Below are 24,547 nucleotides of genomic sequence, written 5' to 3'. Positions count from 1 at the left end.
TAATCCCGCTTACCAAGGTGTTTTCTTTTCCCACTCAGGATCAAAACCTGCACACGCATCCGCAACTTTTAAATAATCCGCATAGCTTTCAGCTAACAAAATAGGTGGGATATCTTTTAACTCGATATAGCTGCGGTTCCATGAGCTTTGTTGTGATTTTTCAAAGCTTAATGAATATAAGACAGCTGGGATATTTTCTTCAGGCACATAACTGCCACTAAATTCGATATAGACATAAAACCCTAAGCTGGTGAAATGTTTTGCGTAATGGGTGAAACTCCCACCGTCTTCCGCCTGCCCGCGTTGGTAACCCATTTTCGTCAAGACGCCACGCAAGGTGTAGGTGTCGGTTAACCACCCTTTGCGGTCTTCAATTTCGGTTAATTTCAGATCTAAATCAGGGATTTTATGCTCCATTTGTGAAAATAAAAATTTCACTTTGTAATCTTTAAAGTGTGCTATCCACGCTTTACGTTCATCTTCACTGACCAATGCCGCATGGGCTAATTTGATATAAGAATCAGAGGATAACGTCACTTCATCATCATCCAAATTTAATAAACTGCCATCGTCCGATGGACGAAATACATTCAGGGTATTGTTGTCTTTGGTTTCTATCCAGACTAATTTTTCAATAAGACCACGCATCACCGGGTGTGCTTGAATATATTCCTGCCAATCTGCGGTTGTCCAAAGGCGCTCTGCACACATCGCTTCATACAAACGTGCGGTTTGTAGTTCAATCACTTGTTTGAGCTCTTTTTTACTCGCAGTGAATAACTTTTTAGATTCTTTAGCCAGCTCTTCATTGTCTGTTTTGCGTGCAGCAGGTAATGCTTTGATTTCTTTACCTTCTGGATTAAACAAAACTAATTTTTGCTGTGCATCCAGTTTCGCCGTGAACGTGCGGTCACCGTATTCAAGTGACAAAATACCGGTTTCATCCATTCCCGCTGTCGGGATAGTTCTATCCGCAAGCTCATCGGCGCTCCAACCATTACGCTCGGCAATCTGAGCAACCAGGTTACGCGCTTTTTCTTGAACTGACGCGGTACGATAACGGCGAGAAAGCGACAATAATAATTGAATGATGAGCGGGTCATTGCTTGTCGCCACCGCATCAATCATGGCTTCAATTTGTGCACGCCGTTGGTAGTGGTCACGCATATAATTACGCAGTGTAGTCACGGCAAGGTGCCCTTCAATACCACAAATCAGTGCTAACATTCCTTTATCACTAATAGCGGAACCTAAATAACGGCGCAGAACTTCATTTTTTATCTCATTAAACGTCTGCTCTAATGTATAGTTTTCATATTGGCTATAATATTCAGGCCAACGTTTCACCCAATCTTGATAATTCGCTAAGCGCTTTGGCGCGTCGCGTTCGGCTTCCGCCATTGCCGCTTCTAATGATGGCCCAGCAATGTCCTGACCGATAAAACTATTTAAAATAAAACTGCCGAGTTTCTTTTGGCTATCGACTGAAAGTAAACCAATATAACGTTGCAATAACCCATTACCTGCTGGCATTTTTAATTTAACCGCCAAGATCACCCACCAGCGAATAATATCAGCTTCGACGGGTTTATTATTTTGCCACGTCAATGCGGGCAACGTATCTAAGTTAAACCACGCCATACTGGCAGGGGCTTTCGCTTTTAGCCCTTTTTGCGCTTCTGTTAATAACACTTTAGGCGCAAGGTAACCGGAAATATCTTCCCCAAATTGTTCCAGAGCGGTTAATAAGGCAGCTCGCACAACTTCCCGTTTTTCTTTCTTTAACAAAGCATAAAGTGGTTTCAATGAATCAGGGCTTTTCAATCGTGCCAGCCATTCAATTGCTGTGACACGAATTTCTTGTTTGCCTGAGTCTAATCCTTCTGCCGCATTGATGTGAATATTCGGTAATGTCTCTAGTAGTTTCTGCGCACTCAGACGATGGGTTTTATTTTCCCCAAGGGCCAACTCCATAATACGCGGAATAAATCGCGCGGGAATGGTCGGTAGCATGGCAAGTACATCAATTGCACTCGCCGCATCATATTCTTGGTAATGGCGTTGCTTTTCTTGTTGAGGAATTAAACCCAATGCTTCTGCAATAAAATCTTGGTGTTGAATAAAAAACGGCCAAACTTGTGCTGGCTGGTTAAAAATGGCTAACCCATTGGCATATGAACGTAGGCAAAGGTCTGCGATCAACCGTGTTGCATTTTTAAAATGGCACTGTGTTAACGTTTTTTCTAATTGACGTAATTCAATTTGTCCAAGAATTCTTGGTGGAACTTCTCGAGTAAGATGGTAATGGGATAGATGCTCTTCATTTGTTCGGTTATGGCTAATCAGACGTAATGCATGGAATAACGTAAATTCAGGTAAGTTAGTAATACGTTCTTTAAATTTCACCACACTATATTCATGGTCAGTAATAATTTCTTTACCTGAATTCAGTTTATCAATCACCTTGCAACACGCTTGTGCGTTGAGCTTTTTGAATTCTTTGTAATGACGCTGCGCCCAGTTGTAGCTGTGCGTCTGCTTTCTATTTTCTTCCATTTCATTTTCTGCATTTTCTTTTGCTTTTTGCAGCATTTCATTGAAATTATCAACTAAAATAGTTTTTGCACTTTCAGGCAGTGGCGTATCTTCTAATTCAACGAATTCAGGTAACTCAGCTTCTTCAACCTGGCTAGCGGTATCCATCACTGAAAATCTCGAAATCGCACTTTCAATACTTTTCAGGACGGTTTTATTCGTTTCTGTTGTTAATGCAGCTTCTAATATCTCTCGATGTTCGCCTATACGAGCAAATAAATCTGCAGCTTGAGTGCGCTGTTTAGGCGTCCCTTCTGTTAAAATTTGGGTTAAATGTTGCGTGACCGATTGTGCAGGTAAAATTGCCATTGTCGGTTCCGCAGCTGCACGCACTGTTTTTAACGAGCTGGTGGCGAAAGAAACTAATACGTCAGCAAAAAGCGTATAAAGGTCAACGTCTTTCTTCAACGTATTGATTAATTGAATTTGCCCTGCCGCGGATAAGTGATTGACTAGCGTCTGCTTAATAAACGCTTGCTCTGCGATTAAATACGCCTTGAAACCCGGGATCGCAAAAAAACGATTTAAGTTATCATAATGATAATCAGATAAATGATGGCGATCGAAAATGATATATAAAATGGTATTAGCTGGTTTATCGGTCTCTTGTTCGATAATTTCCGTTAGTAGGTCAAAATGCCAATGTTTTCGATGCTCTAATTTGGTATCCCGCGAATTATCATAGGTTGTTGCAAAGGCATCGCCCATTAAATAGCTCACCCATGACGGTAATTCAGGCGTTAATACTTTAATATTAATATCTTGACATGCCGCAGCTAAAACTTTTGCAAAACGGGCGATTTGAGACGAAGTAACCCCATCCCCCACTTTTGAATATAACTTATGCCTTGCGTTTGCCCCTTGGCGAATTAATTTATTATATTGACTCGAGTTAAAGCCATTTCTCCCCCACCACCAATCTACGGTACCGGGTTTATCGAGTAAAATAACGGCTTTTTCGTTATCCAATTGGCTTAATTGAACCAATACTTCTGGCGATTTTCCATCTAACACATACTCTAAAACAGTTTTAGGCAATGCTTCATCTAGTACTGACAAAGGCAAAAACGCTTCTTGTAAATATTTTTCTGCAACGGGTAATTCTTTTTTTCCAAAGATTGAAAGAAGATTAAATGTAAACTTTGCCATCTGATATCCCTAAAAGTATTTATATAACAACTTCTTACCATTTTAATGATATCGTCACAATTTGATTATTCTTAATCATTTTCAATTAGGATATATCACCTAGCCTACCTAGCCACTTTAAATTCTGCCTATAGGAATATAGTGATGAATTTACGCTTAATAATTACCTTTTCCCCAATAAATCACGTGATTAACTCACTTATATTTATATTTTTCTTTTTGCCATGTTGATGGACACTCCAATAACAATTTGTTGCTATTTACACCAAATTTATTCTCTAAGAAAGTATTGACTAAACATATAATCTAAGATTAGACTAAAAATCTAGTCAATGGTTTTTTATCGAGAGGTCGATATGAGTCAACTTATTGAGAGTGTGAATATTGAATGTGTCAATGCACCAACACTCATTGCACCAAAAGGGCACTATTCACACTGCATTACTGCAAATGGACTGGCTTTTATCTCAGGGCAATTGCCCGTTGATAAACTCGGTAATGCCATTACGAACGCGTCATTCCAAGAACAAACCGCCCTTGTCCTTGCTAATTTACAAGCATGCTTAAATTCCGTTAATTGTGATAAAACGCATTTGGTTCAAGTCCGAGTTTATATAGCAAATATGGAAAACTGGCCGCTATTCAACCAGATATATGCTAAGTGGATAGGAGAGCACCGCCCAGCCCGTGCTGTTGCAGGCGTTTCTGAACTTCATTTTGGCGCAGCCTTAGAAATTGAAGCAATTGCAGTGTCTGTTTAACGACTTATTATTTATTGGGGTTATATCATGTCAGAATTAATACTACCGACTTATCAAGATGTGAAAGCAGCAGCACAACGTATTGCGGGTTTTGCGCATAAAACCCCTGTTCTTACTTCAACAACCGCAAATAAAGAATTTGGTGGTGAGCTGTTTTTTAAATGCGAAAACTTCCAACGTATGGGGGCTTTTAAATTTCGTGGTGCCTTTAATGCGTTAAGCTTATTAAGCCCTGAACAGAAAAAAGCCGGTGTTATTGCATTTTCTTCTGGTAACCATGCGCAAGGCATCGCTTTAGCAGCACAACTTCTACACATTCCAGCCACCATTCTAATGCCTAATGATGCACCTGCCGTGAAAGTTGCCGCTACGCAAGGTTACGGTGCCACCGTTATCCGTTTTGATCGCTACAAAGAAGACAGAGAAGTACTTTGCCAACAACTCGCAACGGAACAAGGGTTAACGATTATTCCTCCTTATGACCACCCTGATATCATCGCTGGCCAAGGCACAGCAGCAAAAGAGCTGATTGAAGAAGTGGGTGAATTAGATGCCCTGTTTGTATGCTTAGGTGGCGGAGGCTTACTTTCTGGGTGTGCCATTGCAACCAGAGAGTTATCCCCTAATTGCCAAATTTATGGGGTAGAACCTTTAGCGGGCAATGATGCACAACAATCATTTCGTCGAGGGGAAATTGTGCATATCGATACACCAAAGACCATCGCCGACGGTGCGCAAACCCAACATCTCGGTAACTACACCTTTGCCGTTATTAAAAATAAGGTTGATGATATTTTCACTGTAACCGATGAACAACTTATTGACCGTATGAAGTTTTATGCTGAACGAATGAAAATTATCGTTGAACCAACTGGTTGCTTGTCCTATGCTGCCGCCCTTGCCCACAAAGAGCTGTTTCAAGGTAAGCGTGTGGGGATCATTGTCAGTGGTGGTAATGTCGACATTCAGCACTTTGCACAATTGGTTTCATAAAGAATGCATTTCATGAATAATTAGTTTCATAAAAAATGTGTTTCACAATGTTCACCGCCCTTCATCTATTAGCAACACTGAAAATAGGTTAAAATTAACTATTACCGCTTGATAGATGAAGGGAAATAACATGTCAGATCAAAAAGATAATTCATTACTGGCTCAAGTCGAAATTATTGCTAAAGGTCTTAGTGAAACATTTGCGCCTTTTTGTGAAGTCGTTGTACACGACCTTAAAAACCCAGAACACTCAATCCTTTCGATTCATAATAACTTATCTGGTCGCCAAGTTGGTGAACCGACTACTGAACTCGGTCATGCAAGAATTGAATCTGCAGATTTTCCGAACATCATCGCCAATTATACCAACCAATTTTCTGATGGGCGCCCTGTAAAAAGTACGTCGATTGGCATTAAAGATGAGTCAGGGCAATATATCGCAGCATTGTGTTTAAATCTGGATATGACGTTGTTTAGAGGCATGCAAAGTATGCTGTCGCAGTTTATAGATGTGGGAAATAGCCCAATAAAAGAGCATATTGAGCCTAATGGCGCGGAAGCCATTCGCATGCGTATCGACCAATATGCAGCAACCTTAGCAGCGACACCTCGGACATTGAAAGCAGACGAAAGAAAAAACTTAATTGAAGTGCTGCGCAATGAAGGCCTGTTAGATATCAAAAAATCTATGGAAACAGTGGCACAACACTTAGGAGTATCAAGAGCTTCAGTTTATTTGTATGCAAAAAAAGAAAGTTAACTATTTGCCTTTTTTAATATCTGTTTAATACTAATAGGGAAAAAATTATTCACATCCACACCAACATTAATAGCCCGGGGCCCTAATACCGCTAAACGCTTAAACTGCTCGGGGTCTTTACCTGAATTATGAACATGTCCATATAAGTGAATCGCGTCACGGAAGAAACCTTGCCATTCTAGTATTGGGTAATGGAATAACACTAATTTTTGTTTTTGATATTCCAACTCATGATAGCTTTTAACCCATTCAAATAACGATTGGTCAAATTCGGGGTCATCTAAAAATTTATCATGGTTGCCGCGGATCAAATATTTTTTCCCTGCTAAGCGGCGTAATATTTTATTGGCATCCGCACCATTACCCTTGTATAAAAAATCACCGAGTATGTAAATCTCATCATGATCAGTAACATACGCATTCCAGTTATGAATTAATGTATCATTCATGTGACTGGTGCTTTTAAATGGGCGATCACATAGGTTAATAATGTTCGAATGACAAAAATGGGTATCTGAAATAAAGTAAATCATATAAAACCTAAAAATATATTAATAATTATTCTACTCAAGCAAACGATTTGCTTACTACTTATCATATCTCAATGATTTTTAATTGCTTTACGGAATTGACTGAAAAACAGACTTATATTGCGTTGGCATGGTATATTTCAATTATATCAAAGGTAATCATTGCCAATTTTTATGGCTCGCAATTACAACGAAACTACGGCATATAAATAGCACTATTCATTAATAAACGATCCCGGAAGAAAAATGATCAAAACTAATTCATCTCCACTTTTTTATGACTCATTTGGAACACCAGATAACCCTGCAATTGTCCTTATTCCTGGTTTAGGTGGCCATAACATTAGCTGGACCTCCGATTTTTGTCAGGAGATTGCAGATGCCGGTTTTTATCTCTTACGTATAGATAACCGTGATGCGGGTTTATCTCATCATATCAATGAGTTTCCATCTATTAATTTAGGGGAATTGGTTGAAAAAATGCAAAAAGGTGAGCCTTTCACTATTCCTTATACTTTATTCGATATGGCTGAAGATATTATCCATCTATTGGATACATTATCTATTGATAAAGCCCACGTTATTGGACGTTCTATGGGCGGAATGATAGCGCAAATAGTCGCAGCGAAATTCCCTGAACGTACACTCTCTCTTTGCACAATCATGTCATCAACAGGGAACCCAGCGCTGCCACAAAGTGCTCCCGATGTAATGCAAAATGCTGATGAGCCCAGGTGCTAACCCAAAAGAGGATTTAGAAGGGTATTTATCAGGACAACTTGCATTTTATCGTCGGATCAGCTCAACATTCGGCCCATTTGACGAAAATTATTATCGTGAATATATACTGCAATCACTCGCGCGCAATCATTCACCGGAAGGCACTAAACGCCAAATTGTTGCGGTTGCCGTTACCGGAGATTTGCGCCCTTATATTCAGCAAATTAACGTACCAACGTTGGTTATTCATGGTTCAATCGACCCGCTCTTCCCTTTAGCCGCAGGGCAAGATATTGCTGACAATATTCCTAACGCAAAATTGGAAGTTGTTGAAGGTATGGGCCACGAAACGCCACCAATGATTAACCCATTAATAGCCAAGCTGATCCTTGAACATTTAAACCAATAAATTAGACGCCCTAAGGCTCTTAAAATGAGCCTTAGTTACTATCATAACCACCCTTGTTTCTTATGCTGAGCACAAATTGGACAAATATGGGTATTTTCTTCCCAAGAAGAGAATGGTAAATGGCAAGTATTACACTTCCCATCATAATAATGGAAGATTTTCGGCACGTTGTTTTTAGCTGTATAGGTTTGTACATGAATAGATTTAGGAAAACAAACGACTTGGCAGCTCATACAACCCGTACAACGTTTTTCATCTATCAAAAATTGGTTATTTTCAATTTCTATCGCATGCTCATCACACATTTTTGCACAAGCACCACAGAGAATGCACTTTTCCGTGTCTAACTCGACTTTAAACCAACTATCTTCTGGATAAAATTGCTTTCTCGCATTTAGCCCAGTTTTCACCTGCCCTTTGTCCAAAGGTTTCGAATCCAATTTTTGACGAAATAGCATCATACGGCGACCACTATCGACTTGTTCCGGCTGAACAATACGTAATTGCCAAATAGGTTCTTGTAACGCTTTGAGCTTTAAATTTAATGCTGCAATCGCTGGCAACCATTTATCAACCCAGGGTTCAGCAATTTGCATGCCACGGATCCCATATTGCCGATGCCAAACAATCAATTCATCCTCATTCGCAATAGGCTCATCATGGTTTACTATCAGATACTCCCCTTGATAACTACGTTCATGGGGGCTGATATTTTCAATAGCATCTACAGGGCACGCAAACAAACAATTACCACATTGAAAACATAATTCATTATTAATTTCTGCATTCATATGGCTAAACGATACCGCACCGACGGGACAGCTGGTGGCACAATTATCACAAATACTATTTTTCAGGCGTTTTCTTACGCACTGGCCATTAATTATAGGTTCAGGAGGCAACTCTAAACTAATAAAACGTCTCATTGCTATATCCCCTCCCGTTACAACAAAAAATAAAATATTTTAAATAACTTGCTACATTTAATCGTTAAATTCTAGCATTAATTTTAAAACTATTTTAGTACAACACGTTGTAGATAAAGATGATTTGGGCTAAATAATGATTTAAAAACCACAAAACTTCCTGTATTTTTACGTTTTGTGGTTTTCCTCGTCTCGCTAACTAGCTTTTTTCATGTAATTATCCACAAGGTTAACAGGGGCCCAATCCACCTGTAAATGTTCAATATCCTGCATACCAATGCCGCTTTCTTCATCTTGTAAACGCAGCGTAGCTAGGGACTCGACTAAATTGTCCAATTTTTGTTGAGTGGAATGCGTATTTTGCCCCTCTAAAGACTGCACATGAACAACCGTAGGCGCTATCGTGTTCGGATACTGAAATATTTTCACGCTACGTCCCTGCTCTGAAGTATAAATATATCGAGTTGCATTACTTCGGTGATCTGGGTCTTCTCGAGTAACGTCCTCATTGAAATTAATGAGGTAAATCGTGTTTTCACCGCCAAGGCTGTACAGCGAATTCCAACCGGAAATTTCACCATTGATAATAAAGCTATTTTTCCCACTGGCATCTGTTAACAACCCATTTGAACCATTGGAGATGAAGACATCATTCCCTTCACCACCATATAAATTGGTATCACTTGTTGACGCATAAAGAACATTATTCCCTTCGATACCATCGGGTATTGAAATAGCGCCTGTGGCCGCTTGCCCTTTAAATACCCGCCCAACGCCACTTCTATCCCAAATTTTTTGCTCGGCGCCACTTGTCCGAATAAACAAGCGCCTAAATGGCATGTTTTCACTAATATGTATATTTTCTGCCTCTGTATCAATAATGGATGAAAAACTTAAATCGTTAGAAAAATGTTTAAACTCATCCATAGGGTGCCAAACCTGCTCAGGCGATAATTCTTTTTTATATTGCTGTTGTTCAGCAAGATAGCGAATTAAATGTGCCATACCATCATTATGAATATGGATTGGCATATGGGAAGGTAATCGTTCGTGGTGATAAACGTGATTATTGTTGTTTTTATTATTTGGAGGAATTTTTACTTTGACTGTCCGCAAATTAGATTCCGAGGTATAAAGATGGTAAGTCTCTTCTCGTTGTTCTATGACCTGATACTCGGTTTTAAAGTTAACTAAATGAATACGATTAAGTCCAATTTGGTCTACTATCTCGGTATTACCGACGCCTTTGCTTCCATCGATCAAATAATGATCTCCACCACCTTGTCCATCAAGTTTGTCATTACCTAAATCAGATAAAATTAAATCACTCTTCTCACCACCGTAAATATAATCATCACCGTTCCCCCCATACAAAACATTCGCCCCTCCATTGGCAATCACAATATCATTACCCTCTCCTGAATTGATGATATTTCCTGTCATGCTATTATCTTCAATGAGGTCATCACCATTGTTTGTATCTAAAATAGGATAGCGGGAATTATATCCCTTAGGGATTTTTATATAATCATCCCTTTCCGTGGGTAACTCCAAACATTCAACGACCTCTACATCATGAAACTCTTGCCCCACTATTATTTTAAATAGATTTCCATGACCATCTTTAATGTAAATTTTTTCACTCATTGGAAATGATAAATTAATAAGGTTAATTTCAAGTTTTTCATTACTAAACTTATCACACAAAAATATTGATGTTCCCAACGTTTTAATATTAAAACCGTTCTCAAAAGGTAACAGAATTAGCATATCAAAATTATCTTTCATTTCGGATTTCATATTTATAAAATCAAACGTTATTTTACCTTGAAAAATCTGTTCTGGGCTAACCTGATAAATATCTCTCCCTTTAGTAACCATAATGTGACTATTTCTACTTACCATTAAAAGGTGGTCATCACTACTGCTACCCTTATATTCTAGATGGCTTGCTAGCCCATGAAATTTGAAATCCCCCCATCGTGGTTGATGGTATATTCTATTATCAACTGTAATTGTTTTTTCATTCTCATCAATGCTCATTGTAGAACCAACGCCCTTTTGATAAGTAATATTGAAAATATTTTCACTGATAATGTGTAAAGCGCTTGAATCTAAGTCATTTAATTTGGTATTTAATACAAACCCATCCCGTGTATGCAATTGATATCGATGAACAATTTCCCTACCATGACGATGGCGTCTATACATATTTTTTAAAGTAACATTCAATATTAATTTTTTAGTTTCTGACTCTGCTAAGTTCATTTCAACCGTTAAGATGAGATCATTACCAGAAATATTCGCCCCTTTGATTTCATTCAATGTATACCCTAAATTTACTCGGCTTTGACTTTGGGTGTTTTCAATAATGACAGCAGATAACTCTAATAGGTTATTATTTAATTGTTCTTGCTCATTGTACCAATCAACACGACGTAGAAAATAACTATCATCCCCTTCACCACCATTAACTATGCCAGATTCAAATATTAGCTGGTCATCTCCCTCCATACCTTGAATAAAGGCAACCGCTGCTCCAGCATCCAATGTATTAGAACCTTTATTCCCTAATAGTTCCGCTTTTGTCGTTCTATCTCCAATTAGCATCACATCATGTACATTACGTAGATGGACTCGCCTAACACTCTGATTTATTAACGCAACCTCTGATACCTTATTGTTCAAATTGATCTCAACTTTAGATTTAGATGGAATATCTTTAATGATTATGCCATTACTGCCGCCGTTACCATCAAAATAAACGTCGTTATCTTCTTGAACATCATATTTAAATAATAAGGATAAGTTTGTAATGTCATCCTTTTCTCCTCCGACTAAAAATTTACACCCTGTATTGATATTAAACAAATTCCGTGAATCTTTTTTACCAACGATAATATCTGTCCCATTTCCCGGGTTAAAACTGATGTTTTTTTGCTTTGATTCTTTTTCATATCGAAAACCAATATTTTGCATGCCTTCATAAATAACCCTAGGGTTCTTACTTAATAATTCCCTAGCGATATCAATAGGCTGGTTTAAAAACTCATTACCTAATCTATTAACTGCGATATTGCTATTAATATCTGGGTGAGTAATATTGGTGTAATTGTTCCTGGCTTGGAATAACCGTAACTCTGATGCTGATAAAGAGCTTAATTGTGTCGCAACTGACTGCCTTTTTTTTAGGCGATAAGACGTATCCAAGTTATTTTCATGTAAAAAGTCTTTTAATAATGAACTATCATATTCAGGATTAAGGACAATAATATCATTGGCAACCTCCTCACCAATGTCTTTATAAGCGATAGGTGCCGTTTTATTCACAAGTCTAAAACGATAATTAAAATTCAGTTCATTAATGCTTTGAGGTTGTGTGTTTTTTACCCAGAGATTATATTGAGAGTCAAAATGATAATTTTCTCGAATAAAATTGATTTGCTCGATAGTATAGTAAGGCCCGATTTCATCACTATCAATATGATGAAGGAATACACTGTTATCCGAATCAGAAAATGCTGTGCTATTAATTACTTTTGAATTATCCCTATAATAAATATAATATTTTGCGTGTTCCACAAGGATCGGTTTTCCAACTAATTGTAAGTGTTCATCAAACCCCTGATATAAAAATGATGACTTGAAAGTATCTAAATCTTGTTGCCAATTTATATTTTGAAAGTAAGTTAAATGCTGTTTATAACTAAACCGATTTAATATGTTGTCTGAAGGGGAAAAACCCAGTGCGGCACGAATACCTTCTCTGGCTTTTTCATCCCAGTCTAGAGACTCACCGAGTTCCTCTTCAATTTTTTCTACTGCACGAATACCTGTATATACCATCCCTCCAATTAATAAGGACCCCGCAACAATTAAGCCAACAACGGGGATTGCGGATGAGCCAATGATTATGCCAACCATGGTTACTCCACCCACAACAATATTGGCAATTGACAAGGAACCATTCACCATTAAATCTTGCCGATCTTTATCATTTGTAACTTTATCTAGCTGTTCAAATGCTTCACACGCTTGATATACATCTAACCCCATTCCAATTAAATTAAATATGATTGTAATACGAGCTGTAATTTTTGATGATACATTAAATGACCCAGCTTGTTTATAAGCAAGCTTGAGTAAAATAGGCTGTAAAACCATATCTCCATAATTAAAAAATGCATTTGCACAGGCCAGATCAAGATTTTTCTGTATTTCTCGTCTCTCTTTCTCCGATAAATTAGGATTATCTAATTCATCTATCAACTGATAAACCGAATTGACCGTCAAAAATATTCCTGTAGAACCAATTCCTTGCCCGAAATAATTAGCCATTCTGGCATAGACGGGTAATTTAACACCGACACGCCGTAAATCTTCCACGACTTTCTCTACTCCATCCTGATGACCAAATTGTAATTTTTGAATAATCTGGAGTTGTTCTTGTAGTATCGCTCTTGGCTGGATCATTGAATTAGCACCAATTCGTCTTGCTATTTTATCCCCTTGCAAGCTCTTATTGAGCATTTTAATTAAATTAATATCCTTTTCATTCCCAGTTAAAAAGGTTAACTGAAATACTAATTTGTCAGGATTAAATTTAACATTATCCCCCCAATTAGGGAGTTGAGTATGTTTAAAATCTAATGGTTCGTTATCTATCGTAGCCCCGATATCTCTAAGTGTTTTCAGTGATGTGACCTGTTCGCCAAAAATAACTTCAGGGCCATCAGTCACTGATATTGCAGATCCCCTGAAAACGGTATCCAGTTCACTCATCATGTTTTTCTGCATACTTTGATATGCTTCACTCTTTGTATTTATAGATTTCACTTCACCAAACAGGGCTTCACCTACTCCATGCTTAAATCCTGCAATATTTCCTCTTGTTGATACAGTACCATCATCTTTGATTATTTCTTGGTTAATATATTCATTAAAAACATTAAATAACTGTTGTTTTGCTTGGTTAAATTCTGAATGACTAATAATCAGCTCGATCCCTATCGAATCGGATAAGGTCAAAATATACTTATCATTGCGCGAGTAGCTTGTGATTGTATATATCTCTTCATCACTTTGAAACGTGATGATTTGGTTATTCTCCATATTCTCAAATAATACTATGTGAGATTGTTCGCTTATTTCACTAGAAATGGTGCCTAATAAATCAGAATTACATTGATATATTTCATCAAACCGATTGAGTGCTTCCTGCTCTTTGCTTGTAATATTACCCAATCCATTTTTTCGTGTTAGCTTTTTTAAGACCCCCAGCTTGTCCTTAAGTTGCAAACGTTGTTCATCAGTTAAATTACTGTGCTGAAAAAGATGTAAAAAGTAGAGCCCTTCAAAGGAACTTATTTCAACGGGTAATTTGTTGAGTGTAATATCAAGCCCGTCTTTATATGATAACTGAGAAAGTGCTGCATGATTAGATTTTATTTTTTCGTTTAAATCAAATATCAATTTAAACTCTTCACTTAATGATTTTTTATCTGCAAATGATATTTCAATATCTATATAGATAGTTAAAAAATCATCAATATATTGGTTATATTCCCTTAACTTTATTGGATCTTGGACCAATTTTAAAACATCTGAATGATTAAAACCTTGCCCGCTCGGGAATAACTCAGACAAACGGCTTATAGACGGCTTACTTAGGTAGTGTATTTTTTCAGGCTGATGACTTAAAAATTCCAAAATTTCTTTTACTTCAATAGCCTGCTGCTTAACCCTCGTGGAGTTATCGTCAGAAAAAATTGAATCCCACATCTGAGCAAAATCACTTTCATTCTCAGCCTCACATATTTTATTAATTTTTTTACTGATAATGGGATCATATACTGCAACTTTTAATTTATCTTTATCAATACTTCCATCTTGTAATGTAAAAAAACCTTTTAAACAAGAATTTTCATTTATGTCAATATTTTCTATTAATAAATTACCTATGCTAATATCCTCAAGTAACGCCCTTATTCTATGCCTTATTTCAAAATTACTCTCCAAAAAAAATTTTGTATATACTCCATTTATTTTTAGCTTACTTGTTAACTCATCAAAAAAACTCACCTTCTCATCTTTAGTTAATAATGATTTTGTATCGGTTAAATACAGTGAAATACTTTCTGGGATTTTAAAATCATATCTTAACTTTAATTCATGTAGCGAGTTAGCATAGTTTTGTATATAACCAGGTTCAGGATGAAGATTATCTATTAATATCCACTGTTGTTTGGGTACTTTGAGTAACCGCTCTATGTCCCCATGTTCTAAGAAAAACTCCATTGTATTCGGGTTTAATTGAAGCAACAGTGTGCTATTAGGGGAGCTATTCAGGAGATCTTCCGCATATTTTTTCCCTACAACGCCCCTTCCTGTGCGAATAATAATTTTGATATTATCGTTATTTTTCTGCGAGTTAATATACACATTGTTTTTATTAATCATTAACCACAATGGTGATTCTAATATTCCAACACTCTCATATTCATGAAGTAACTCACGTCTAAAATCACTATTAAATAGAATGCTCTTCATGTTTAATTTATTTTTAAAAATAGCGTATGCATCATGATTAAAAGCCACTTTCTTAATCAAATCAATGTCGATTTTATACTCATTATTGGGTTCCCTAAAAATATCCATTGAAGTAGAGTGGTCATCTTTTATTAACTGCCATACGTCTAGCTCATCACGTCTTAATTCATCGATAAAATATAAACTAGCATGCTTACCATTAATATAGGCTTGTTGGTCAGTTTGGTTAATATTAACTTCTAACCGCCAATTTTTAGTCGATTGTTTTTCCCCTGCGAGATCATATGGCCACGTTATTTTTTTACTGTCACTCGTGACACCGATAAGCCGATTATACCCCACCACAGGAAGGTATATTCCCTGTTTAGCTAACTCGACACTTGCTCTGAAGACAAAATTTTCATTTACGCCCCCGCGGCCTAATTGGCAGCCAGCTAAGACAATCTTATTTGGTGGGTATGCTTTTAATACATGATTTTTAAGGTACTTCAGCCCTGCAATAAGTTGATTTGCTTGGTACCCTTCAAAGTAACTTTGTTGGTTGCGCCCTTTGTACTGTCCATGACCAATAACCGCCCAACGTATTTTCCCATTAACTTTGGTTTTTAAATCACCATGTAGTATCTTCCACTGTTCGTTTGCAACATCAAACTGTATGACAAGTGAGTTATCAGGGAATTTTGCTAATAACCGCCCCGTTGATTTAGCTGTTGTATCGTCACCGCCTATTTGGATTAAAACGTGATAATCATATATAGAGTCATTTATTGGCTTACTCATTAAATACTTGGAAGTTTTAAGTCTTGTGTATTCATCTATAGGGTTAAACCAATTGGATATATTTTTAAGCTCAGAGGATTGTTCCCCCACTAAGGGGTTTTCATCTAAGTGTTCCATCAAAAACATTAAATCTTCATCTTTATCAATTACGTTATCATTCGTTTTTTGATTATTTATATTTATCATCTAATTTTCCTTTCCATGTTAAATTAAAATCCATCATCAAATTAACAAGATTGCTGTATCAATAAAATATAAAAATAATAATTAAGATTAACTACAATTAAATATTGTTAATATAATTCTCCCATTGGAATATAAGCAATCAAATATATATAACTCTTAATTATTTAAAGTTATATTATGTTTACTTATAATTGTATGCATGTAATCATGAGGTTCGTTTCTACTTTCGACGAAGGTTACATATGAACAATTTCGAATTTTATAACCCTACTCGTATCATTTTTGGTGAAGGTAAAATCTGCGAACTTGATCGAGTTATCCCTAAAAATGCTAAGGTTCTTATTTTATTCGGCGGTGAAAGTGCAAGAAAAACAGGAACCTTAAGCGAAGTTGAACAAGCTTTAGGCTCTCGGACATTCGACCATTTTGGTGGGATTGAGGCTAATCCTCGTTATGAAACCTTGATCAAAGCCGTCGATAAAGTTGAAAAAGAAGGCTTTGATTTTTTGCTGGCTGTTGGTGGCGGTTCCGTCATTGATGGCGTTAAATTTGTCGCTGCTGCAGTAAATTATCCGGGCGATAAATGGGAAGTAGTCACAAACAAAGGCGCGACCATAAAAAATGCGCTGCCTTTTGGGACTGTATTAACATTACCTGCAACCGGTTCTGAAATGAACAAAGGTTCTGTGATCACTCGTGAAGAATTACATTCTAAACTTGCGTTTATGAGTGACCACGTGTTCCCTCAATTTTCTATTCTTGACCCAGTAAAAACCTATACATTACCCGCTCGCCAAATCAGTAATGGTGTCGTTGACGCTTTCGTTCATGTTATTGAACAATATTTAACGTATCCAGTAAATGCTTACGTACAAGATGCATTTGCGGAAGGCTTATTAAAAACATTAATCGAAATTGGGCCTAAAGCGCTTGAGGCTCCAAAAGATTATGATCTTCGGGCCAATTTAATGTGGACTGCCACATTAGCTTTAAATGGTTTAATTGGTGTCGGTGTGCCACAAGACTGGTCTACACATATGTTAGGCCACGAAATCACGGTCTTATATGGCTTGGATCATGCACAAACTCTTGCCATTGTTCTTCCATCCATGCTGACAGAAAAATTACCACAAAAACAGGCCAAGTTAGTGCAATATGCCGAACAAGTTTGGGGGATTACGACAGGTTCAGAACAAGAGAAAGCATTAAAATCCATCGAGTTAACCCGAGCATTCTTTGAAAAAATGCAAGTAGGCACACGCTTTAGTGACTACCAGCTCACTCACGATGTTGTTGAACCATTAGTAAAAAGCTTAGAAGCTCACAGTATGACAAAATTAGGCGAGCACCAAGATATTAATTTGGAGGTTAGCCGTCGCGTATATACGGCTGCTTTATAATTTTTATCTTCTTCGAAAAGGTGCAAAATTGCACCTTTTTCCTGTTTTTCATCTGACCTCCTAAATTCATCGATAATTACAATAGCATATAACGTTTTATTGGCCTGATTGTATTTCATATCCCCAGATATTTAATTGAAAATGGTACATTAGCATTAGCAAAATATCGTTTTCAGTTTTGAGCATTATTCACCATATCTCACCACTGTAATTTTAGATATTTTATAGCTTACAAATAATCCGAAACAAATATATAACAACAATTAATAAGCTAGGTAGTGGGCCATGTTATCTAAATTTAATATATCAAACAGTGCATTACTTGCATCGTCACTGCTCTTAACGATTGGCCGTGGTGCAACATTACCCTTTATGGCTATTTACTTAACCCGTGAATATAAAATGGCTATTGATATTGTCGGTGTTGCAATGTCAATGGCTATGGTGGTCGGTGTTTTATTTAGCATGGGCTTTGGCATGCTAGCTGATCGTGTTGACAAAAAACGCTGCATGTTATCTGCAGTTATCGCTTTTATTTGTGGGTTTATTGCAATACCTATCGTTAATAATGCAATTCTCGTCATTATTTTCTTTTCGCTAATAAATTGCTCTTATTCCGTGTTCTCAACGGTACTAAAAGCGTACTTTGCCGATACCCTTACGGTTGCATTAAAAGCAAAAATATTTTCCTTAAATTATACATTCATTAATATTGGCTGGACCGTTGGGCCCCCTATTGGTACTTGGTTATTAATGTATAGCATTAACCTACCATTCTATTTAGCTGCAATTTCTGCCGCTTTCCCAATATTCTTTATACAGAGGTTTGTGCAGAGCATAAAACCAATACCTTTAGAAGAAGGACAGAACCGTAAATGGAACCCTGTCGCTATGCTAAGAGATCAAGTCCTAGCATGGTTTATTTTATCCACTTTCTTAGGCTCATTAGTTTTCGGTACTTTTACGACTTGGATATCGCAGTATGCCATTACCGTTGCTAACAGCGATTTTGCACAAGTGGTTATTGGCGTTATTTTACCAGTGAATGCGATTGTCGTAGTAACTTTGCAATATACGGTTGGCAAACGGATCACGCCAGATAATTTAAGAAAATTAATGACATTAGGTAGCCTATTTTTCATTTTAGGATTGGCAACCTTTATGTATTCCCATGAAAATTTATACCTTTGGGCTCTTGGCGCCTTTATATTCACTCTAGGTGAGTTAATCTATGCCCCTGGAGAATATATGTTAATTGATAGTATTGCCCCAGACGGAATGAAGGCCAGTTATTTTTCAGCTCAATCTCTAGGGCTACTTGGTGGTGCATTTAATCCGATGTTAACAGGTGTTGTACTCACGGAACTTCCACCCTATTTAATTTTCATTATTCTTATGTTTGTTACGTTTTTAGCCTGGCTATCCATGTTAAATGGAATGCGTTTAAGAAAAAAACAAATACTAATTGCTCAATAGCACTTTTTCTCCACTAAAAAATAATCTTAGTGGAGAAAAGCAATCAATCTACAGCCTCTTTTTTCTCTCTTGTTGGTAAAACTAAATAAATAGCTGTACTTAACAATACAATAATTATGATTACAGAAGTAACCATTAGACCTTTTGAAAAAAACAAAGAAAATATCGGTAATGCAGATAGTAGAACCAAGTTGTTAACACTCTCGGATATAGACAGAATAAAACCTTTATTCTCTGCACTTTTTCTTGCTAACATTGCTGTACTTATCGGTGATGCCAGACCCAACATCCCCCCTAAAACAGCTAAACATAATCCATGACCAATTAACGGAAGCCACCCACTGAGAAATAAGATAATCGTTACCATAATTATTAAAATAATAACCACGAGTTTTGCATTATTTGATATTTTAAGTTTTTCAATTTTTGTAACTAAACCATTACCACATAATAGTCCAATCCCAAATAGTCCCATTAAGCTACCAACCTCTACACTTTCTAAGTGAGATCGTTGCCTTAATATTTCACCAGCAAGCAAAAACATGCAAACTGACACGCCATTCCATATGCCTTTAGCTAATATGAACCTGACAATACCTACGTGCTTAATCGCTTTAAACGATAATTTTCTTCCGATCGTTTTTTGAGAGTGCGGTAGTGTAAATAACGCTATGATAAATACCAATAAGCATCCTACAGCGGTATATACAAATGAGGCATACCAAGCAAAATATTGAACTAATATTCCAGCAACAATAGGCCCCGTAATAATACCTACCGTCATTCCCATCATAATGCTTCCCATTGCTGCAGCTTGCTTTCTTTCACTAACTGCATCAGCAATAAGGGCAAAAATAACTGGGACAAGCGCTGCTGATGCCAATCCACCGAATCCCCTTAAAACTAGAGCAATCAATAAATTAGGTGAGAAAATGATAGCTAAACTGTCGAGTGATAATAACAAAAGAGCTATGAGCACAATTTTACGCCTATCGATTCTATCCGATAAAAAACCAATAATAGGAGCAGCCAAGGTATAGGACAAAGCATAAGCTGATATCAACCAAGTAATTTGTTCAGGTCGAACATTAAACACAGTCGCTAACGGCGATATAATAGCCGACAACATAAATTCTGCGGTACCAACAAGGTATACCGCTACTGCGGATAAAAGCAGCAAGTAATGAGTGGAAATCATAATTTTCTCGTTTTTTCACATACATTAAATCTCCCAATCATTATTATGATTGGAGTTATTGTCATTTGTTTTTTTAAAGAAATTGAGGGAATGTTTTGGCAATGAGTTGCAGGATGCAAGTGGCATTTAACCACTGGAAATATTGAGATAATGGATTGAGGCAGTAAATTAGAAGATAAGCGTGAAGAGACAGCCATTAAACCTTAAATTTTAATTAAATTCAACTAACCTATAAAAAAGTTGAATCTACAGCATCTACTCTTTAGGCACTTTAAACTCAGAAAAGCCAAATATTAACCAATTTTATTATTCCTATGTATATAAATACGTAATACCCTCTATATAAACAGGCTAATTCCTACTATTAATCGATGATTACCCGCCTCCATATCAAAAAAAACTCTCATTAGCTATTTTATAATGCACAAACAATAACAAGATAGATGCTTCCAGACTTGGTTATTAAATTAATTGAAAAGAACAGTTTATTTAATGATTAGATTAAAGCATGTTTAAGCTAACGGAAGGTATATAAACATGAATATCACGACTCGATTGAAATTTGTTTCATTTCTGCAATTTTTTATCTGGGGATCATGGCTAGTTACGTTCGCGTCTTATCTCTTCAATACATTGCATTTCAAAGGCGGTGAAATTGGCCTAATTTTTAGTACATTAGGCATTTCAGCTTTATGTTCACCAATTATCATTGGATTTATTGCAGATAAAATTAACAACCGAAAGCTTGTTTACGTTGCATCACATATTATTTCTGCTGTATTTTTGATTGCAATGGCTCATAGTGATTCAATAACCCTGCTATTTATTATGACATTAGTTCATCTAATGTTTTATATGCCCACGATTTCTGTTTGTAATAGTATTGTTTTTGAAATGTTGAGTGCAAAAAAACTCGATTCTGATATCTATTTTCCAAAAATACGCGTTTACGGTACCGTAGGCTTTATTGTCGCTATGTGGACAATTAGCTTATTAAAATTGGAAATGAGTTTTTATCAATTATATGTCGGTGCAATTGCATCAGTTATACTCAGTATTTTTTCTGTGTTCTTTATTTCCACGCAGAGCTGTAAAGTTGAGAAAAAGAGAGAAAAATCCAGCTTTAGTTGCCAAAATATTATTCTTCTGTTTAAAAAAGGGAGAGTGGCGGTATTCTTATTTTTTGCCATGCTATTAGGATCCGTCTTACAAATTACCAATACCTTTGGTGTTCCCTTTTTACAAGATATGGCATTAATGCCTGAAGCGAGAGGCTCTATTTTTTCTGAATATCCCACTATCTTTTTATCAATATCGCAATTTTCTGAAATCATCTTCATTTTGCTTTTACCTCTGTTACTCAAAAAATTCAAAATTGAAACCATTTTATTCATGAGTATGATTGCGTGGATTTTACGACTTGGTTTATTTGCTTATGGTGATTTCACAGCAATTGGTACCATCGCTTTATTCTTATCTATGGTTGTATACGGCTGCGCATTTGATTTCTTTAATATCGCTGGCGCGTTATTTTTGGAAAAGGAAATTGCTGCTGAATTCCGTTCAACAGCGCAAGGTGTATTCACCACATTAGTTAACGGTTTTGGGACTTTTTTAGGAGCTGTATTATGTGGTTGGGTTATCGAGCTTAATACCGTCAATGGTATAGTAGATTGGAAAACCTTTTGGATGATTTTTACAGGTTACACTGCCAGTTTTACGCTTCTCTATGTTATTTACTTATTCTATTCTAAAAATAGTCATTCGAATACAAATAGTTAATGGCTATTACTCCCCTTATTCATGTAGCATATTGACCGAGTAAGGGGATTCCTATTATCTCAAATAGGCGAGTTTGAAATAGTCACATTCGGGTTACTCTTCATTTTCTAGTACTATTTAGTTAATTATTATCTACCTTATACTTAGCTTCTTTTAGCAATAGCGCTTGTTTCCGGTCAATACCCCAACGATAGCCTGAAAGGTCACCATTACTCTTAACCACTCTGTGACAGGGAATAGCGACAGCTAACATATTTGCACCGCAGGCGTTCGCTACCGCTCTAACGGCATTAGGCTGACCTATCTTCTCTGCAATATCAGCGTAACTGACTGTTTCTCCAATAGGGATCTTTTGTAAAGTTTGCCAGACACGCTGTTGAAATGCGGTACCTTGGATATCAAGTGGCAAGTTTAAACCAATTTCAGGTGCCTCGATAAAGCCAACCACTTGGGCTACCAATAGTTCAAAGTCACCATCTCCCCCTATCAGCTCTGCTTTTGGGAATTTGTCTTGTAAATTATTCAGTAATTGTTCAGGGTCGTCTCCTAATAAAATTGCACAAACACCTATCGGACTTTGTGCAACGAGTAGTGTCCCCAATGAGCAAGCCGCAAGAGCAAAATAAATTTTATTACCACCGCCACCTGATTTCCATTCACTTGGTGTCATACCTAATCGTTTAGATGAAACTTCATAAAAGCGACTATTTGATTGATAACCCGCATCATAAATAGCATCAGTAATTCGTTTTTTTTCTTGAAGTCGTTGTTGCAAGGTTTTATGGCGAAATGCATCTGCATAGGCTTTTGGTGTTAACCCGGTTTGTGCTTTAAATAAACGATGTAAATGGTAACGACTCATACCGATATAATCAGCTAAACTTGCCAAACTCACTGCTTGCTCCTGCTGTTCAATATAACGGCAAGCTTTTTCAATTTGTTCTTGATAAAATTGGCTTAATCGTGAGGTCTCTGCACGAAAGCGTTTTCCAGCACGATAGCCTTGTTCAATCGCTTGCTGCTCACTATCAAAAAACTCAACGTTATTTCTATTTGGTAAACGCCCAGCAGCAGACGGATGGCAATAAATAGCAGAGGTTCTTACACCGTAAACAAAGTGACCATCTGCAGCTTTATTCCTTTCAACCACCGCTTGCCATCTCTGTTCTGGCGTATTCCACAAATTTTTAGTTGTCATCATGTCGTCTTTCTTTAGTTAATTGCATTAATTATGACAAACTACAATTGCAAAAAACTCCGAACATTGCTTTTTAATTCACTTTCTATCCGTTAAGCGATTAGTTATAACCAATTGAATTATATTGATTAATTAAATTCATAAAAAGAATTCAACAAAAATGAACCATACTACTGGTATTGATTTCCCAGCTCTCTTTGTGCAATACGTTTTTTAAATCCCGTTAACGTCATCCCTGTATGCCGTTTAAAATAGCGACATAAATAGGATGTATCTTCAAAATTTAATTCATCAGCAATTTGCTTAATGGACAGATTACCAACTTCTAATAATGCTTTTATTTCTAGAATAACTTGCCTATCAATTAATACTTTTGGCGGGTCATTAAAGAAACTTTGACTAATCTTAGACAAGTAAAATGGCGTAATAGACAATTTTTCAGCATAGAATTTTACTTCTTTATATTGTTTACAGTAAATTGTAATTAAGTCCCAAAAACGCCAGCATAGTTGCTCTTGGCGGCTTTTATTTTCTGGTTTACTAAATGTGTGTTGAATATGATAATTAATTTCTAAAAATAAATTTTGCAAATGATTTTTTAACTGTAATAACCCATGTTCGCCCCAGTTATGCACTATCGCTAGCAGAATATATCTCCAGTTTTCAAGCAGTTCCACTTTTCCTAATGGTGTTGAAATAACAGGAAAGTCATTCAAAAAAGCAAACAGTTGACGTGGTAATGCATAAGCAATTTCTGTTGCTAGCTTTTTATCAATCAACCAATATTCCAAACGAAATTTGCGTGATTTGGCTTGTAGCATAGCAAAGGAATCATCGTACAAAACGATTATGTCGTTTTTTCGTACGGAATACCGTTTGAAATTAATATTGAATACTGCATATCCTTGCTTGCACACACAAACCGCCACATAAGATGTTTTAATCGGTTTAAATTGCATTTCATCCATATTGCTTTCACCAATCCGAATGACTTCAGGCAAATCAATTTGATAATTTTTAAAATGTAGCATGATCGTTGTACTTTAATTTGCGCCATATCGCACTACCATAACAGATAAGTTGCCATAATTACCTAAAATGAACAAATTATGCCCTTATTTTATTTCCATAAATA

General features: G+C 36.7%; 15 protein-coding genes. 8 read left to right on the top strand and 7 right to left on the bottom strand.

The window, feature by feature from the left end; translation table 11 throughout:
- Positions 1–9: 9 nt before the first annotated feature.
- Complete coding sequence (locus M1E86_RS09615; protein ID WP_426099400.1) at positions 10–3,744, bottom strand: DUF4132 domain-containing protein; 3,735 nt, start codon at positions 3,742–3,744, stop codon at positions 10–12.
- 356 nt (positions 3,745–4,100) lie between these two features.
- Here M1E86_RS09615 and M1E86_RS09610 point away from each other — a divergent pair, with 356 nt between their 5' ends.
- From M1E86_RS09610 to M1E86_RS09600, 3 genes are all read left to right on the top strand, one after another.
- A complete protein-coding gene (locus tag M1E86_RS09610; protein ID WP_213912723.1) occupies positions 4,101–4,505 on the top strand; it encodes a Rid family hydrolase in 405 nt (134 codons plus the stop codon).
- Between the two features lie 27 nt (positions 4,506–4,532).
- The gene (locus M1E86_RS09605) at positions 4,533–5,498 is read left to right on the top strand and encodes a threo-3-hydroxy-L-aspartate ammonia-lyase (protein WP_125894729.1); all 966 of its coding nucleotides are present in this window, start codon (positions 4,533–4,535) and stop codon (positions 5,496–5,498) included.
- A 130-nt stretch (positions 5,499–5,628) separates the two neighbouring features.
- On the top strand, positions 5,629–6,258 hold the full coding sequence (locus M1E86_RS09600) for a helix-turn-helix transcriptional regulator (protein WP_102138545.1): 630 nt from the start codon (positions 5,629–5,631) through the stop codon (positions 6,256–6,258).
- Here M1E86_RS09600 and M1E86_RS09595 read toward each other — a convergent pair.
- Positions 6,255–6,791, bottom strand: a complete 537-nt coding sequence (locus M1E86_RS09595) for a metallophosphoesterase family protein (protein ID WP_102138544.1) — start codon at positions 6,789–6,791, stop codon at positions 6,255–6,257. The genes M1E86_RS09600 and M1E86_RS09595 overlap by 4 nt on opposite strands.
- Before the next feature lie 243 nt (positions 6,792–7,034).
- Here M1E86_RS09595 and M1E86_RS09590 point away from each other — a divergent pair, with 243 nt between their 5' ends.
- Positions 7,035–7,529: an alpha/beta fold hydrolase gene (locus M1E86_RS09590; RefSeq protein ID WP_426099396.1), complete on the top strand. Its 495-nt coding sequence runs from the start codon at positions 7,035–7,037 to the stop codon at positions 7,527–7,529.
- The gene (locus tag M1E86_RS09585) at positions 7,513–7,917 is read left to right on the top strand and encodes an alpha/beta fold hydrolase (protein WP_426099394.1); all 405 of its coding nucleotides are present in this window, start codon (positions 7,513–7,515) and stop codon (positions 7,915–7,917) included. The genes M1E86_RS09590 and M1E86_RS09585 overlap by 17 nt, the downstream gene beginning before the upstream one ends.
- A gap of 41 nt (positions 7,918–7,958) precedes the next feature.
- Here the strand turns inward: M1E86_RS09585 and M1E86_RS09580 are convergent, their stop codons facing one another.
- Positions 7,959–8,843 carry a DUF362 domain-containing protein gene (locus M1E86_RS09580; protein WP_213912725.1) on the bottom strand — a complete coding sequence of 295 codons (885 nt, stop codon included), beginning with the start codon at positions 8,841–8,843 and terminating at the stop codon, positions 7,959–7,961.
- Between the two features lie 195 nt (positions 8,844–9,038).
- Positions 9,039–16,358, bottom strand: a complete 7,320-nt coding sequence (locus M1E86_RS09575; protein WP_319862234.1) for a C80 family cysteine peptidase — start codon at positions 16,356–16,358, stop codon at positions 9,039–9,041.
- 242 nt (positions 16,359–16,600) lie between these two features.
- Between M1E86_RS09575 and M1E86_RS09570 the strand changes: the two genes are divergently transcribed.
- Complete coding sequence (locus M1E86_RS09570) at positions 16,601–17,758, top strand: iron-containing alcohol dehydrogenase (RefSeq protein ID WP_213912727.1); 1,158 nt, start codon at positions 16,601–16,603, stop codon at positions 17,756–17,758.
- A 285-nt stretch (positions 17,759–18,043) separates the two neighbouring features.
- The gene (gene ydeE / locus M1E86_RS09565) at positions 18,044–19,234 is read left to right on the top strand and encodes an efflux MFS transporter YdeE (RefSeq protein WP_426099391.1); all 1,191 of its coding nucleotides are present in this window, start codon (positions 18,044–18,046) and stop codon (positions 19,232–19,234) included.
- Positions 19,235–19,277: 43 nt separating this feature from the next.
- Here ydeE and M1E86_RS09560 read toward each other — a convergent pair whose 3' ends face one another.
- On the bottom strand, positions 19,278–20,432 hold the full coding sequence (locus tag M1E86_RS09560) for an MFS transporter (protein ID WP_213912728.1): 1,155 nt from the start codon (positions 20,430–20,432) through the stop codon (positions 19,278–19,280).
- Positions 20,433–20,969: 537 nt separating this feature from the next.
- Here M1E86_RS09560 and M1E86_RS09555 point away from each other — a divergent pair.
- Positions 20,970–22,214, top strand: coding sequence for an MFS transporter (locus M1E86_RS09555; RefSeq protein WP_213912729.1), 1,245 nt, complete (start codon positions 20,970–20,972; stop codon positions 22,212–22,214).
- Between the two features lie 121 nt (positions 22,215–22,335).
- Here M1E86_RS09555 and ada read toward each other — a convergent pair whose 3' ends face one another.
- The gene (gene ada / locus M1E86_RS09550; RefSeq protein WP_248466542.1) at positions 22,336–23,412 is read right to left on the bottom strand and encodes a bifunctional DNA-binding transcriptional regulator/O6-methylguanine-DNA methyltransferase Ada; all 1,077 of its coding nucleotides are present in this window, start codon (positions 23,410–23,412) and stop codon (positions 22,336–22,338) included.
- Positions 23,413–23,582: 170 nt separating this feature from the next.
- Positions 23,583–24,443, bottom strand: coding sequence for a helix-turn-helix domain-containing protein (locus M1E86_RS09545; protein ID WP_213912731.1), 861 nt, complete (start codon positions 24,441–24,443; stop codon positions 23,583–23,585).
- Positions 24,444–24,547: the final 104 nt, after the last annotated feature.

Origin of the sequence: Providencia sp. PROV200 (genome assembly GCF_049901995.1) — a bacterium.
In the GTDB taxonomy this organism is placed as follows: Bacteria; Pseudomonadota; Gammaproteobacteria; order Enterobacterales; family Enterobacteriaceae; genus Providencia; species Providencia rettgeri_E.
Note: the sequence above shows the minus strand (reverse complement) of the source record. Positions and strands in the feature narration are given on the sequence as shown.

Bases quoted from the DNA above. Each gene is read 5' to 3' on its own strand.
- M1E86_RS09600 (WP_102138545.1), top strand. From the start codon at position 5,629: ATGTCAGATCAAAAAGATAATTCATTACTGGCTCAAGTCGAAATTATT.
- M1E86_RS09580 (WP_213912725.1), bottom strand. From the start codon at position 8,843: ATGAGACGTTTTATTAGTTTAGAGTTGCCTCCTGAACCTATAATTAAT.
- ydeE (WP_426099391.1), top strand. From the start codon at position 18,044: ATGTTATCTAAATTTAATATATCAAACAGTGCATTACTTGCATCGTCA.
- M1E86_RS09615 (WP_426099400.1), bottom strand. From the start codon at position 3,744: ATGGCAAAGTTTACATTTAATCTTCTTTCAATCTTTGGAAAAAAAGAA.
- M1E86_RS09560 (WP_213912728.1), bottom strand. From the start codon at position 20,432: ATGATTTCCACTCATTACTTGCTGCTTTTATCCGCAGTAGCGGTATAC.
- M1E86_RS09555 (WP_213912729.1), top strand. From the start codon at position 20,970: ATGAATATCACGACTCGATTGAAATTTGTTTCATTTCTGCAATTTTTT.
- M1E86_RS09605 (WP_125894729.1), top strand. From the start codon at position 4,533: ATGTCAGAATTAATACTACCGACTTATCAAGATGTGAAAGCAGCAGCA.
- M1E86_RS09545 (WP_213912731.1), bottom strand. From the start codon at position 24,443: ATGCTACATTTTAAAAATTATCAAATTGATTTGCCTGAAGTCATTCGG.
- M1E86_RS09585 (WP_426099394.1), top strand. From the start codon at position 7,513: ATGAGCCCAGGTGCTAACCCAAAAGAGGATTTAGAAGGGTATTTATCA.
- M1E86_RS09590 (WP_426099396.1), top strand. From the start codon at position 7,035: ATGATCAAAACTAATTCATCTCCACTTTTTTATGACTCATTTGGAACA.
- M1E86_RS09575 (WP_319862234.1), bottom strand. From the start codon at position 16,358: ATGATAAATATAAATAATCAAAAAACGAATGATAACGTAATTGATAAA.
- M1E86_RS09595 (WP_102138544.1), bottom strand. From the start codon at position 6,791: ATGATTTACTTTATTTCAGATACCCATTTTTGTCATTCGAACATTATT.
- ada (WP_248466542.1), bottom strand. From the start codon at position 23,412: ATGACAACTAAAAATTTGTGGAATACGCCAGAACAGAGATGGCAAGCG.
- M1E86_RS09570 (WP_213912727.1), top strand. From the start codon at position 16,601: ATGAACAATTTCGAATTTTATAACCCTACTCGTATCATTTTTGGTGAA.
- M1E86_RS09610 (WP_213912723.1), top strand. From the start codon at position 4,101: ATGAGTCAACTTATTGAGAGTGTGAATATTGAATGTGTCAATGCACCA.